The organism is uncultured Bradyrhizobium sp. (assembly GCF_964252615.1).
GTDB lineage: Bacteria > Pseudomonadota > Alphaproteobacteria > Rhizobiales > Xanthobacteraceae > Bradyrhizobium.
In genome coordinates this window covers 15,686-29,130 of the sequence record NZ_CAXUNQ010000055.1, presented here as the reverse complement: position 1 = coordinate 29,130, position 13,445 = coordinate 15,686, and the positions used below count along the sequence as shown (strand labels likewise).

13 protein-coding genes are annotated in these 13,445 nt (G+C 64.6%); 10 read left to right on the top strand and 3 right to left on the bottom strand.

Annotation, left to right across the window (positions count from 1 at the left end; all coding sequences use genetic code 11):
- Positions 1 to 484: 484 nt before the first annotated feature.
- The gene (locus tag ACFE72_RS20850) at positions 485 to 1,453 is read right to left on the bottom strand and encodes a Bug family tripartite tricarboxylate transporter substrate binding protein (protein ID WP_375415021.1); all 969 of its coding nucleotides are present in this window, start codon (positions 1,451 to 1,453) and stop codon (positions 485 to 487) included.
- A gap of 107 nt (positions 1,454 to 1,560) precedes the next feature.
- On the opposite strand from ACFE72_RS20850, the gene ACFE72_RS20845 reads away from it, so the two are divergent.
- From ACFE72_RS20845 to proB, 3 genes are all read left to right on the top strand, one after another.
- The gene (locus ACFE72_RS20845) at positions 1,561 to 3,147 is read left to right on the top strand and encodes a S10 family peptidase (RefSeq protein WP_375415020.1); all 1,587 of its coding nucleotides are present in this window, start codon (positions 1,561 to 1,563) and stop codon (positions 3,145 to 3,147) included.
- Between the two features lie 81 nt (positions 3,148 to 3,228).
- Positions 3,229 to 3,597 carry a VOC family protein gene (locus ACFE72_RS20840; protein WP_375415019.1) on the top strand — a complete coding sequence of 123 codons (369 nt, stop codon included), beginning with the start codon at positions 3,229 to 3,231 and terminating at the stop codon, positions 3,595 to 3,597.
- Between the two features lie 176 nt (positions 3,598 to 3,773).
- Positions 3,774 to 4,910: a glutamate 5-kinase gene (gene proB, locus ACFE72_RS20835; RefSeq protein WP_375415018.1), complete on the top strand. Its 1,137-nt coding sequence runs from the start codon at positions 3,774 to 3,776 to the stop codon at positions 4,908 to 4,910.
- 3 nt (positions 4,911 to 4,913) lie between these two features.
- Here the strand turns inward: proB and ACFE72_RS20830 are convergent, their stop codons facing one another.
- Complete coding sequence (locus ACFE72_RS20830; protein ID WP_375415024.1) at positions 4,914 to 5,210, bottom strand: type II toxin-antitoxin system RelE/ParE family toxin; 297 nt, start codon at positions 5,208 to 5,210, stop codon at positions 4,914 to 4,916.
- Entirely contained in the window at positions 5,200 to 5,469 is a 270-nt protein-coding gene (locus ACFE72_RS20825; protein WP_375415017.1) for a type II toxin-antitoxin system ParD family antitoxin, read from the bottom strand. Before ACFE72_RS20825 ends, ACFE72_RS20830 begins: the two co-directional genes overlap by 11 nt.
- A 182-nt stretch (positions 5,470 to 5,651) precedes the next feature.
- Between ACFE72_RS20825 and ACFE72_RS20820 the strand changes: the two genes are divergently transcribed.
- The 7 genes from ACFE72_RS20820 to ACFE72_RS20790 all read left to right on the top strand — a co-directional run bounded on the left by ACFE72_RS20820 (position 5,652) and on the right by ACFE72_RS20790 (position 13,431).
- Positions 5,652 to 6,944 (top strand): glutamate-5-semialdehyde dehydrogenase, encoded by a 1,293-nt coding sequence (locus ACFE72_RS20820; RefSeq protein ID WP_375415016.1) that lies wholly within the window; start codon positions 5,652 to 5,654, stop codon positions 6,942 to 6,944.
- Positions 6,945 to 7,056: 112 nt separating this feature from the next.
- Entirely contained in the window at positions 7,057 to 7,704 is a 648-nt protein-coding gene (locus tag ACFE72_RS20815; protein ID WP_375415023.1) for a nicotinate-nucleotide adenylyltransferase, read from the top strand.
- Between the two features lie 184 nt (positions 7,705 to 7,888).
- Positions 7,889 to 8,245, top strand: coding sequence for a ribosome silencing factor (gene rsfS, locus ACFE72_RS20810; protein ID WP_375415015.1), 357 nt, complete (start codon positions 7,889 to 7,891; stop codon positions 8,243 to 8,245).
- Between the two features lie 46 nt (positions 8,246 to 8,291).
- Positions 8,292 to 8,774: a 23S rRNA (pseudouridine(1915)-N(3))-methyltransferase RlmH gene (rlmH, locus tag ACFE72_RS20805; protein WP_375415014.1), complete on the top strand. Its 483-nt coding sequence runs from the start codon at positions 8,292 to 8,294 to the stop codon at positions 8,772 to 8,774.
- 29 nt (positions 8,775 to 8,803) lie between these two features.
- Entirely contained in the window at positions 8,804 to 10,192 is a 1,389-nt protein-coding gene (locus ACFE72_RS20800; RefSeq protein WP_375415013.1) for a murein hydrolase activator EnvC family protein, read from the top strand.
- Positions 10,189 to 11,547: a S41 family peptidase gene (locus ACFE72_RS20795; protein WP_375415012.1), complete on the top strand. Its 1,359-nt coding sequence runs from the start codon at positions 10,189 to 10,191 to the stop codon at positions 11,545 to 11,547. Before ACFE72_RS20800 ends, ACFE72_RS20795 begins: the two co-directional genes overlap by 4 nt.
- Positions 11,548 to 12,213: 666 nt before the next feature.
- Positions 12,214 to 13,431, top strand: coding sequence for a divergent polysaccharide deacetylase family protein (locus tag ACFE72_RS20790; protein WP_375415011.1), 1,218 nt, complete (start codon positions 12,214 to 12,216; stop codon positions 13,429 to 13,431).
- Positions 13,432 to 13,445: the final 14 nt, after the last annotated feature.

The window sequence follows — 13,445 nt, the reverse complement described above, 5'->3', positions numbered from 1 at the left end:
GTCCGTGACGTTCGCGAGCGCCCCTGTAGTGGGGCAGGACACGAGCAGGATAAGCCGGGTTATGAGGCTGTGGATAGGTATACATTCACAAGTGCGTGAACGCCGGTTTGAGCTTCGCAAGGCGGATCAGCGGCCCCGGCCGCGACCGCTCAACCGGGTGAAGGTGAAAGGCGTAATCCGCCGCTCCGCTGGCACCGGCAGCCATGAAAAACAAATCTCGCGTCATGCGCGGGCTTGACCCGCGCATCCATCCGATGCTCTCCGATCGACGCCGAACCAGTATCGATTCAGAGAATCAAAGCCGCCGCAAGAGTGGCGCTCGGACCGCGCAGAGATGTGTGCATCCAGTAGGGCTTGACCCGGCCATCGATCCGCTTCGAAACGACTCGTCCGAAGATGGATGGATACGCGGGTCAAGCCCGCGTATGACGAGATGTGGGAATCCAGCAACGACGAGCCCGGCTGCGACGAAGAACATCCGGCGTCAGTTCGTGATCTTGTATCCCGTCGCGTTCACGATCGGCTGCCAGAACGCGGTGTCGGCGGCGAGCTCCGCGATGAGACCTTCCGGCGTCGTGCCGACCGGGATCAGCCCGATCGCCTGAAGCTTCTCCCGCACCTCCGGCCTGGCGAGCGCGGCGACGGCCGCGGCACTCAATTGCCGGGCCAGCTCCGCCGGGCTGCCGGCCGGCAGCCACATCCCGTACCAGGCATCGGCCGCCAATTCGACGCCGCTGTCCTTCAGCGTCGGCACGTCCGACACGAACGGCGAACGCTCGGCACTCGTCACTGCAAGAATCCGCAACCGGCCAGCGCGGTGCTGGGCGATCACATCGGCGACCGTCGTGATGCCGAAGGGCAGATGGCCGCCGATCAGGTCGTTCACAATGGGCGCGCTGCCCCGGTATGGCACCCGCGTCATGGGCGTGCCCAGCACCTGTTCGAGTTTCGACCCGATGAAATGTGGAATGGTCCCGTTGCTCGGCACCCCGAAGCTCGCCTTGTCCGGATTGGCCTTGAGCCACGCCACGAACTGCTTGAAATCCTGGGCGCCGATGGCGGGACCGGCAACCACGGCGAATTCGAAGCGAGCCAGCAGCGAGACCGGCACGAAGTCCTTCGCCGTATCGAAGCTCGGCGTGACCTCCGTCATCGGCAGCAGATACATGGTCGGGCCGGTCGTCACCAGAATTGTGGACCCGTCGGGAGGGGTGCCCTTGACGGATTTGATCCCGATCAATCCATCGCCCCCGGTGCGGTTCTCGACGACGACATTGCGATCGAGCGACGGCCCCAGAGTTTGAGCCATTATCCGGCAAAGCGCGTCGCCGCCGCCGCCGGCCGCGAAGGGAAAAATGATTCTGGTCAGCGAACCGGATTGGCCGAGCACGTCGGTTGCTTTCGCGGTCAGCGAGAAACCGGCGCATCCAGCGATAAAATTTCGGCGATCCATCGCTTATCCTATCCGCTGCCGGAGCAGAACGCTATTGCCGGTCAAGCGCCGCCAGTGCATTTTGCAAAGCAATCCGGGCCCGCAACCGGGAGGCAAGGAGACTAGACATGGCAATCCGGTTTCCGGCGCTGCATGGCGCCTGCGCGGCCGTGGCGCTGCTTGCTTCCTTGATGCTGACCGAGGTGCGCGCCGAAGACGCCGCACCCCCCGCCCAGCCGTCCTCCGCGTTCACTCCCGCGCCTTCGGGCCAGAAGACCGGCGGAGCCAGGGCACGCGGCGACATCTCGCCATCGTCGCCGGCCGTTGCCGAGCAGCACCGGCTGCCGCCGGACTCCACGACCAAACAGACGCTGGCGCTGCCCGGCCGCACGCTCGCCTTCACGGCGACCGCGGGTTCGATCCGCCTGTTCGACGGCAAGGGCGAGCCGCAAGCCGACCTCGCATACACATCATATCAGCTCGACGGGACCGACGCGCGGACCCGGCCCGTCACGTTCGTATTCAATGGCGGCCCGGGCTCAGCGTCCGCCTGGCTGCAATTGGGCAACGCCGGGCCTTGGCGGCTGGCCATCAACGCCGACGCGGTAAGCTCTTCCACCTCGCCCGAACTGCAGCCCAACGCCGAGACGTGGCTCGATTTCACCGATCTCGTGTTCATCGATCCCGTGGGCACCGGCTACAGCCGTTTCGTCGCGGCCGGCGACGATGTGCGCAAGCGCTTTTTCTCGGTCGACGGCGACGCCGACTCGATCGCGCTGATGATCCGCCGCTGGCTGGAAAAGTCGGACCGCCTGCTGTCGCCTAAATTCGTCGTCGGCGAAAGCTATGGCGGCATCCGCGGGCCGAAGATCGTGCGCAACTTGCAGACCGACCAGGGCATCGGCGTGAAAGGCCTGATCCTGGTCTCGCCGGTGCTCGACTTCCGCGACTATTCCGGCTCCAGCATCCTGCAATATGTGTCGCGCCTGCCTACCATGGCGGCCGTGGCGCGGGAAAAGGAGAAAAAAGGCGCCGTCACCCGCGCCGATATGGCCGATGTCGAGCGCTATGCGCGCGGCGATTTTCTGCTCGACCTGGTCAAGGGCCAGGCCGATGCGGAAGCGTCCACCCGTCTTGCCGATAAGGTGGCGGAGCTGACCGGGATCGATCAGGCCGCGAGCCGCAGGCTGACCGGACGCTTCGGCGTCGGCGATTTCCGCCGCGAATTCGACCGCAAGAACGACAGGGTGACGGGGCGCTACGACGCCTCGGTCGAAGGCCTCGATCCCTACCCGGACTCGACGTCCTACCGTTTTGACGATGCGTCGGCCGAACCGCTGATCGCGCCGCTGACCAGCGCGGCCGTTGACCTTACCGCCCGCAAGCTCAACTGGCGTCCCGACGGCTCCTACCATCTGCTCAACGGCTCGGTTAACAGGGCATGGGATTTCGGCCGCAGTCAAAATCCCGCCGAATCGATCTCGCAATTGCGGCGGATTCTCGCGCTCGACCCGAAACTGAAGCTCCTGGTGGCGCACGGACTGTTCGATCTCGCCACGCCCTATTTCGGTTCGAAAATCCAGCTCGACCAACTGCCGGCCTACGCCACGCCGGATCGCGTCAAGCTCGTGGTCTATCCCGGCGGCCACATGTTCTATGCGCGCGACGCCTCGCGAAAAGCGTTCCGGGACGAAGCCGAGGCGATGATGAAGTGAAGGATGGGGTCGCAGCCGACTTGCGCTAGCGCCGTCGGGCTGCAAAACTGCATGATCCACAAATCGCACGGAGAACGCTTGATGATAGGCTACGTCACGTTGGGCACCAACGATCTCAAAAAGTCCGGGGCCTTCTACGACAGGATATGCGGCGAACTCGGCGCGGGCCGTTTCATGGAAAATGAGCGTTTCATCGCATGGGGCAAACCGGGCGGCGGCGCCGGCATCGGCCTCGCACTTCCGCATGACGGCAAGCCGATGACTGTCGGCAACGGCGTCATGGCGGCGTTTGCGGCGAAAGACAAGGCCCAGGTCGATCGTCTCCATCAACTTGCATTGTCGCTGGGCGGCACCTGCGAGGGGCCCCCGGGCCCGCGCAGCGACAATTTCTACGCGGCCTATTTCCGCGATCCCGAAGGCAACAAGCTCAATGCCTTTGTGATGGGTTGATAGCGGATGTCGCGTCAACGCCGTCGCCGCGAGCAGCAAACCGCCGAAGCGATCCGTCCTTCATGCGCGGGCTTGACCCGCGCATCCATCCCGTTTCGGAATAGTCGTTCGAAGAAAACCGATTGCCGGGCCAGTCCCGGCAATGATGCGGATGGATTTTTTTCGTCGCGCTCGCGATGACGGCATCCCTCCCTTTGCTTGAAAATTTTCGCCGCATCGTGGTCAAGGTCGGCTCCTCGCTGCTGATCGATTCCGGTGCCGGCGAGGTGCGGGCGTCGTGGTTGACGGCGCTCGCTGCCGATCTCGCCAAACTGCATGACGAAGGCCGCGAGTTGCTGATCGTTTCGTCCGGCTCCATCGCGCTCGGCCGCAGCCGCCTGAGACTGCCGCGCGGCACGCTGAAGCTGGAAGAGAGCCAGGCCGCCGCAGCCGTGGGCCAGATCGCGCTGGCGCGGATCTGGTCGGAGGTGCTGGGGCATCACGGTATCGGCGCCGGGCAGATTCTCGTCACCCTGCAGGACACCGAAGAGCGCCGCCGTTATCTCAATGCGCGCTCCACCATCGCAAAACTGCTGGAATGGCGCGCGGTGCCCGTCATCAACGAAAACGACACCGTCGCCACCAACGAGATCCGCTATGGCGACAACGATCGCCTGGCCGCGCGCGTCGCAACCATGGCAAGCGCGGACCTGCTGATCCTGCTGTCGGATATCGACGGCCTCTACGACGCGCCGCCGGCTTCCAATCCGGCGGCAAAACTGATTCCGTTCGTCGAGTCCGTTACCGCAGAGATCGAGGCGATGGCGGGCGCGGCGGAGTCTGAATTGTCGCGCGGCGGCATGTTCACCAAGATCGAGGCGGCAAAGATCGCCACCTCGGCCGGCACCCATATGCTGATCGCGTCGGGAAAGATCGAGCACCCGCTGCAGGCCATCGCAGACGGCGGCCGCTGCACCTGGTTCCTGACGCCCGCCAATCCGGTCACCGCGCGAAAACGCTGGATCGCCGGCTCGCTGGAACCGAAAGGCACGCTGACCATAGATGCCGGCGCGGTGACCGCGCTGCGCGCCGGCAAGAGCCTGTTGCCGGCCGGCGTGATCCGGGTTGACGGCCAGTTCGCGCGCGGCGATGCCGTGGTGGTGCGCGGCCCCGACACCCACGAGATCGGCCGCGGGCTTGTCGCCTACGACGCCGAGGACGCCGACAAGATCAAAGGCCGCCCCTCTTCCGATGCCGCGCACATTCTCGGCATCAGCGGCCGCGCGGAGATGATCCATCGCGACGATCTGGTGATCGGCGCGGCGCGGGGGTGAGGTTCACGTCACGTCATCCGATCCGATGTCGCGGCGGCCACTCATCACGCGCACAACTTCGATGCCATCGGAGACCGGAGTGTAGAAGACGATGTAGCCTTCAACGGGAAAACTGCGCAGGTTTGCACCCAGATCGCTTCGTTTACGGCCCGCCAGAGGAGCTTGCGCCAGCATGTCAAACGCCGCCTCGATACGATCGAGCATTGCATCGGCGGCCCTCACGTTATTGTTCGCGATGGATTGCCAGATCGATGCGACATCCATCTCCGCTTGCGGGCTTTTGCGAAGGCTATTTGCCATCTTTTGCGGCCAGTCGCTTTCGTCCTTCCGCTTTGATTCGAGCAAACATGTCGCCAACCTCTTCCGCCGGGCCGCTATCGAGGCCTTTCTGGATTTCAGCGCGCAACCATTCCAGCTTGGCCTCGCGGTCTTGTTCGCGCTCCTCGATCATGCGGAGCCCATCGCGAATCACCTCGCTTGCGGTCGAGTAGCGACCGCTGGCGATCAGGCTCGCGATGAACTCTTCGAAGTGCTTGCCGATGCTGTAGCTGGTGGCCATGACCATCTCCGGATTACCGCATAAAGTAATACCTAATGCTACTAACGGCCGGTCGCAAACGGGGTCTTCAGTTTCCTTTTAGTCGAGTTTCGACCGACCGATCCGGCGGCCGCGCCGCGCAACCTCTCGTAAACGCATGATTCATGGGCTAGATTAGGCCTGAAATTCTAGACGGAACCAACATGACGGCTTCCCTCAAAACCATCGACGGGTCGGCCGATTTGCCTGTCCTGATGACCGATCTCGCCGCGCACGCGCGCGACGCCGCGCGGGTGCTGTCGCTCGCCTCGCCCGAGCAGAAGAACCGCGCGCTCGACGCGATGGAGGGTGCGATTCGCGCCGACGCTTACGGGATTCTCGCCGCCAATGCCGAAGACGTCGCCGACGTCCGCGCCGGCGGCGCTACCGCAGCCTTCATCGACCGGCTGACGCTGACGCCGGCCCGGGTCGATGCGATGGCCGATGGTATCCGCACGGTGCGCGACATCGCCGATCCGGTCGGCGTCATCACCGAGAGCTGGCAGCGCCCCAACGGCCTGACTATCGAACGGGTGCGGGTGCCGCTCGGGGTCGTGGCGGTGATTTTCGAAAGCCGCCCCAACGTCGCCGCCGACGCCGGCGTGCTGTGTCTGAAATCCGGCAACGCGGTGATCCTGCGCGGCGGCTCCGACAGTTTCCGGTCCTGCCGCGCGATTCACGCGTGTCTGGTGCAGGGCCTGCGCGAAGCCGGTTTGCCGGAGGCTGCGATCACGCTGGTGCCGACCCGTGACCGCGCTGCGGTCGGATTATTGTTGAGCGGGCTGAACGGCGGCATCGATGTGATCGTGCCGCGCGGCGGCAAGAGCTTGGTCGCCCGCGTCGAGGCCGAAGCGCGCGTGCCGGTGTTCGCGCATCTCGAAGGCGTCAACCACGTCTATGTCGACCATGCCGCCAACCTTGAAATGGCGAAGTCGATCGTGCTGAACGCCAAGATGCGCCGCCCCGGCGTCTGCGGCGCTGCCGAAACCCTGCTGGTCGATCGCGCCGGCGCCGCAGAGAACTTGAAGCCGCTGGTCGGAATGCTGATCGATGCCGGCTGCGAGGTGCGCGGCGACGCCGCCGTGCAGCGCACCGATCCGCGCGTGAAACCGGCGTCGGACGAGGACTGGGACACCGAATATGAAGCCGCGATCATCGCGGCCAGAGTAGTCGGCGGCGTCGATGAAGCCATCGCGCATATCCGCCGGCACGGCTCCCGCCATACCGACGCGATCGTGACCGAAGACGTGAAAACGGCGGAGAAATTCCTCAACGAAGTCGATTCGGCGATCGTGCTGCATAACGCCTCGACGCAATTCGCCGATGGCGGCGAATTCGGTTTCGGTGCGGAAATCGGCATTGCCACCGGCAAATTCCACGCCCGGGGCCCGGTCGGCGCCGAACAGTTGACCAGCTTCAAATACCGCGTTCACGGCACCGGACAGACCCGGCCGTGAAGGCCATGGCGTTTTCAGGCGAAAGCCCGGCCCGGATCCGGTCCGGGGCGACAACCGCTTCGCGTGAAGAAAACGCGTCAAGCAAAAAAAGCCTGCGCACGCGGTGGCTGCGTTGAACGTCGCTGCGCGGCCGGGCCCGACCTCGCACGAAATCCCGCTTCATGCCGACGGCATGCGCATCGGCCTGCTCGGCGGCTCGTTCAATCCGCCTCATGCCGCGCATCGCGCCATCAGCCAGTTTGCCATCAAGCGTCTGAAGCTCGACCGGGTGTGGTGGCTGGTGACGCCGGGCAATCCGCTCAAGGAAGCGGCGAGCTACCACGACCTCAACGCGCGCGCCGACGCCGCCCGCAAAATGGCCGACGATCCACGCATCGATGTGAGCTGTCTCGAATCCGTCATCGGAACGCGCTACACCGAGGACACCATCAGCTATTTGCGCCGCCGCTGTTCCGGGGCGCACTTCGTCTGGATCATGGGCGCCGACAATCTCGCGCAATTTCACCACTGGCAAAACTGGCGGCGCATCGCCTCCGAGGTGCCGATGGCGGTGATCGACCGCCCGCCGCAAGGTTTTCGCGCGCTGGCCGCGCCCGCGGCCCGGGCGCTCGCCCGGTACCGGATTGCCGAACGCGACGCCGGCGGGCTGGCGCGCCGTCGCGCCCCGGCCTGGGTTTTTCTCACCGGGCTCAAATCGAGCCTGTCTTCGACCGGGCTGCGGAACCCCGATGGTAGCTGGAAAGCATCATTCAAGTCATAAATGGACGGCTGACTGGATTATTGAAACCGTTACCCCCACATCCGTAGTATAGTCAGCGGGCGCCGGGATTCGGCGTATCGCGATACAGTGAAAGGAATGGTCCCTGGCCACATCTGTATTGTCCAAGTCTGTTTTACCCAAGGTAGTTAAATCCGCGCGTAAAACATCGACCCAAGCCGTGGTTTTGAAGGCGCGACCTGATGCCGACGAAACCCTGAAATTGATCCTCTCCCGCCTCGACGATATGAAGGCGGAAGAAACGGTCACCATCGATCTTCGCGGCAAATCCTCGTTTTCGGACTACATGATCGTCACCTCGGGCCGGGCCAACCGGCACGTCGGCGCGATCGCGGAGAATGTCGCCAAAGGTCTCAAGGAGACCGGAATCAAAAGCATCCACGTCGAGGGCTTGCCTAATTGCGACTGGGTGCTGATCGATTCCGGCGACGTGATCTTGCACGTGTTCAGACCCGAGGTTCGCGAGTTCTATAATCTGGAACGGTTGTGGACGCAGAGCCCGACGGCGGCGAACACGCTGTAAGTCGAAGGCCGGTGAGAATCGGCCGGGCGCATGATAGCGTGTGCGGATGCGCCTCGTCGTCATTGCAGTCGGCCGCCTCAAGCAAGGCCCGGAGCGGGACCTTGCGGAGCGCTACCGCGAGCGATTTGACGAACTCGGCCGCAAGCTCGGCTTTCGCGGCCTCGATATCCATGAAATCCCGGAAAGCCGCGCGCGCGACGCCGCAACCCGCATGGCCGACGAGGCCGCGGCGATTTCGGCGCAAATCCCCCAGAAATCGGTCCTGGTGACCCTGGATGAGCGCGGAGACGGCATCGATACCGCGGCGTTCACCCGGCATCTTGGGCGCTGGCGGGATCAATCGGTTGCGAACACTATTTTCGTGATCGGCGGCGCGGACGGACTTTCGCCCGATTTGCGGCGCAAGGCAAAGTTCAGCGTTGCGTTCGGCGCTGCGACATGGCCGCATCAACTGGTGCGGGTCATGCTTCTGGAACAGATTTACCGTGCGGCGACCATTTTGGCCGGCCACCCTTATCACCGCGCCTGAGCGCGCAGAAAAAGCGCCGACCCGATCCGATGCACGCAACGCGGCACACGAGCTTGGACCATGACACCGCGCGCCGCGGTCAGCCGCATTCAACCCGTCCTCCGCTGTTCCTGATCGTGCTGACCGCGAGCTTCGCCGGCCTGGTTGTTTCGCCCGCGCATGCGCAGGTCGCGGCGGCGGCGGCGGCGCCGCAGGTCGCGGCATCGTCCGCGGATGTGATCAAGCAGCACGAGCAGGAACTCGAAGCGGCGCGCGCGCAGCAGAAGAGCGCGGCGGAATTGCAGGAAAAGCTCAAGGCCGATATCGCGGCGATCGGCCAGGATCGCAGCAAGCTAAACCAGCAATTGATCGATATCGCCGCGCGCGTACGCCTGGTCGAAACCAGGATCGGCGATGCCGAAGCGCGGCTGCGCCCGCTCGACGCGCGCGAGCAGCAGATCCGGGCCTCGCTCGATTCGCGCCGCTCCGAAATCGTCGAAGTGCTGGCTGCCCTGCAACGCGCGGGACGCCGCGCGCCGCCGGCCTTGCTGGTGAGGCCGGAGGACGCGCTGCAATCGCTACGCACGGCGATGCTGCTGGGCTCCGTGGTGCCGGAGATGCGCACCCAGGCCGAACGGCTCGTGGGCGATCTCGGTGAGCTGATCAACCTGCGCAAGACGATCGGAGCCGAGCGCGACCAGCTTGCGGTCGACCGCGACAGGCTCAAGGGCGATCAGGCCCAGCTTGCCTCCCTGGTCGAGGAACGGCAGCGCAAGCAGAATGCGATCGAAAAGGACATGGAAGCGGAAGGCGCGCGGGCGCTCACGCTGGCGCGCCAGGCCGACAGCCTGCAGGGCCTGATCGCCAAGATGGAGCAGGATCTCAAAAGCGCTGCCAAGGCGGCCGCGTCCGCGAGCCTGCAAGGCGCCCCCGCGGCACTTAACGGCAAGCCCAATCTCAGGGCCCTTAAAGATCCGGGCCGGCTCAGCCCGGCCATTGCCTTCGCATCCGCCAAGGGCTTGTTCGCCCTGCCGGTCAACGGCGTCAAGATTCGCGACTTCGGCGGTTCGGACGGTGTCGGCGGCGCAGAAAAAGGCATTTCTTTGGCAGCCCGGCCCGGCGCGCAGGTCACGACACCGTGTGACGGCTGGGTTGTTTACGCCGGGCCTTTCCGCAGTTACGGTCAACTCTTGATCCTCAACGCCGGGGGCGGGTATCATGTATTGATCGCCGGGATGGAGCGCATTTCGGTCAATATCGGCCAGTTTGTCCTGACGGGGGAGCCGGTCGCAAGCATGGGGACCACGTCTCAGGTTGCATCCATTATCGCGGCGAACGCGAGTCAGCCCGTGCTCTATATCGAGTTCCGTAAGGACGGCACTCCCATTGATCCAGGCCCATGGTGGGCCGCAAATGAAGGCGAAAAGGTCCGCGGATGATGCGCAAGACTTCCATAATTCTTCTCAGCGCCGCCACTGGCGCGGCACTGACGCTTTTCGTGACCCAGCCGCGCGCCGTGCTGATGGGGTCGAGCGCGCGTGCCGCGACATCGGACACCTATCGCCAGCTCAATCTGTTCGGCGACGTCTTCGAACGGGTTCGCAGCGACTATGTCGAGAAGCCGGACGACAGCAAGCTTGTCGAATCCGCCATCAGTGGAATGCTGACCGGCCTCGATCCGCATTCGAGCTACATGGACGCCAAGAGTTTCCGCGACATGCAGGTGCAGACCCGCGGCGAGTTCGGCGGGCTCGGCATCGAAGTCACCATGGAAGACGGACTGATCAAGGTCGTCTCGCCGATCGACGACACGCCGGCGTCCAAGGCCGGCATCATGTCCAACGACATCATCACCAATCTCGATGACGAAGCCGTGCAGGGCCTGACCCTTAATCAGGCCGTCGAGAAGATGCGCGGCCCGGTCAACACCAAGATCCGGCTGAAGATCATTCGCAAGGGCCAGGACAACCCGATCGACGTGACGCTGGTGCGCGACAATATCCGCGTCCGCTCGGTGCGCGCGCGCGTGGAAAGCGACGATATCGCCTACATCCGCATCACCACCTTCAACGAGCAGACCACCGAAGGCCTGAAGCGGGAAATCGCGGCGCTGACCACGCAGATCGGCGCCGACAAGCTGAAAGGCTTCATTATCGATATGCGCAACAATCCCGGCGGCTTGCTGGAGGAGGCGGTGACCGTATCCGACAGCTTCCTCGAGCGCGGCGAGATCGTCTCGACCCGCGGCCGCAACGCCGAGGAGACCCAGCGCCGCACCGCTCATGCCGGCGATCTCGCCAAGGGCAAGCCGGTGATCGTCCTCATCAACGGCGGTTCGGCCTCGGCATCGGAAATCGTCGCCGGCGCGTTGCAGGACCACAAGCGCGCAACGCTGGTGGGCACGCGCTCGTTCGGCAAGGGCTCGGTACAGACCATCATCCCGCTCGGCTCCGGCAACGGCGCGCTCCGTCTCACCACCGCGCGCTACTTCACCCCGTCCGGCAAATCGATCCAGGCCAAGGGCATCGTACCTGACATCGAGGTGCTGCAGGACGTGCCGGACGAGTTGAAGTCGCGCACCGACACCAAGGGCGAAGCTTCGCTGCGCGGCCATCTCAAATCCGAAGGTGACGAGAAGACCGGATCGCAATCCTATGTGCCGCCGGATGCCAAGGACGACAAGGCGCTGAAGATGGCGGCCGACCTGCTGCACGGCGTCAAGGTCAATGCCACGGCGCCCGCGACCGGCGACAAGGCGGCGATCGACAAGCCCGCCAACAAGGTGGCCAACTGATAGCTGGCCGGAACCATCTGTTCTGGCAGATCGGGCGGCCTTCGGGCCGCCCTTTTTGTTGAAGTGACCGGCACCTCACCAGCATTATGTACCACAAACGCCGGTGGTTATGGGTCCGAAGCGGTTGGATTGCCGGATAAAGCCCCGACTGGATGCACACATCTCATCGTCATGGCCGGGCTCGTCCCGGCCATCCACGTCTTTGCTCCGCATCAGAAAGAAAGACGTGGATGCCCGGCACAAGGCCGGGCAGCGCGGTCTACGTCATGCGCGGCACAAGGCCGGCAGCGCGGTCTACGTCATCGCCGGCGCAAGGGCCGGGCAGCGCCTTCTACGTCATGGCCGGGCTCGTCCCGGCCATCCACGTCTGTGCTCCGCATCAGAAAGAAAGACGTGGATGCCCGGCACAAGGCCGGGCATGACGGCGCGGTCTACGTCATCGCCGGCACAAGGCCGGGCAGCGCGGTCTACGTCATGCGCGGCACAAGGCGCAGCAATGAGGCTGGAGATATGTGCATATCCCAACGGCTGCGCGGGGACGACGGCCGGACCGCGCAACAAAACAGATGGCGGTACGTGGCGACTCCCGGCGCTCCGGACCTGCCGCGCGCTTGATCCGTCGTGGTATTGTCGGACCGTCTGATTCGGGCCAGACCCGGGAGGAACATGGCGGAGACCGCGGACGATCTGAGCACGCCGCTTGGAAAGGAGACGGTGCGCAAGAGGCGCCGCCGCCTGCGGCTGCCGTTCGGGGCGAGCCAGCTCATCGCGGGGCTGATGGGCCTGGTGTTGCTGGCCTTCCTGGGCTTCGCCATTTTCAACGACAATCCGCTCGGCGGCGAACCCGGCGCGCGCGTGGCGATCCGCGCTGAGCCGCCGGCCGAAAAGACCGGCTCGGCGCCGGCAGGCGCGCAGGCGCCGGCCGTGAAGTCGGCAGTCGAGGCAGCAAAGCCGGCGGATCCGGCGGGCAAAAAGACCATCACCATCATCGATGGCTCGAGCGGCGCGCGCCGCGATGTCGTGGTTTCCGCCGACGCCGCCGAACCCATCGAAGGCGATGCCGCGCCTGCCGTAACGGCAGGGATCGATCAGCGCCTGCTGGAAAAAACGCGCCATGGCATGATTCCGCTCGCCGCCGGGGGGCTGAAACCTTTCACCGCCTACGCGGCCGGAACCGAGGCCGATCGAGCCCGCGCCGCCAGGATGCCCGCGGTCGCCATCGTCATCGGCGGCCTCGGCGTCGGTGCCGCCAAGACCAGCGACGCCATCATGAAATTGCCGCCGGCGGTAACGCTGGCCTTTACGCCCTACGGATCGGATCCCGGCAAGCTGGTGGAGCGCGCCCGTGCGCAACGCCACGAGATATTGCTGCAGATCCCGATGGAGCCGTTCGACTATCCCGACAACGACCCCGGGCCGCAAACGCTGCTGACGACCTTGAGCGCCGAGCAGAATGTCGACCGCCTGTTCTGGCACTTGAGCCGCTTCCAGGGCTACGCGGGAATCGCCAATTTCATGGGCGCGCGTTTCGTCGTTACGGACGCGGCGATGCAACCTGTCATTCGCGAGGCGGCCAGGCGCGGCCTCGGCTATCTCGACGATGGGTCGGCGCCGCGCAGCGTGGCTTCCACGCTGGCGGAAGGCCAGGCCATGCCTTTCGCCAGGGCCGATTTCAACATCGACGCGGTACCGACATCGGTGGAAATCGACCGGGCGCTGGCAAAACTCGAAAGCCTGGCGAAGGAACGTGGAACCGCAGTCGGCATCGCCTCGGCGCTGCCGATCTCGATCGAACGGATCAGCGCGTGGATCAAATCGCTGGAGGGCCGCGGCATCATGCTTGTGCCATTGACAACGGCGATGCTCAAATCAAAATCGAACTGATCTTATCCTTAAGG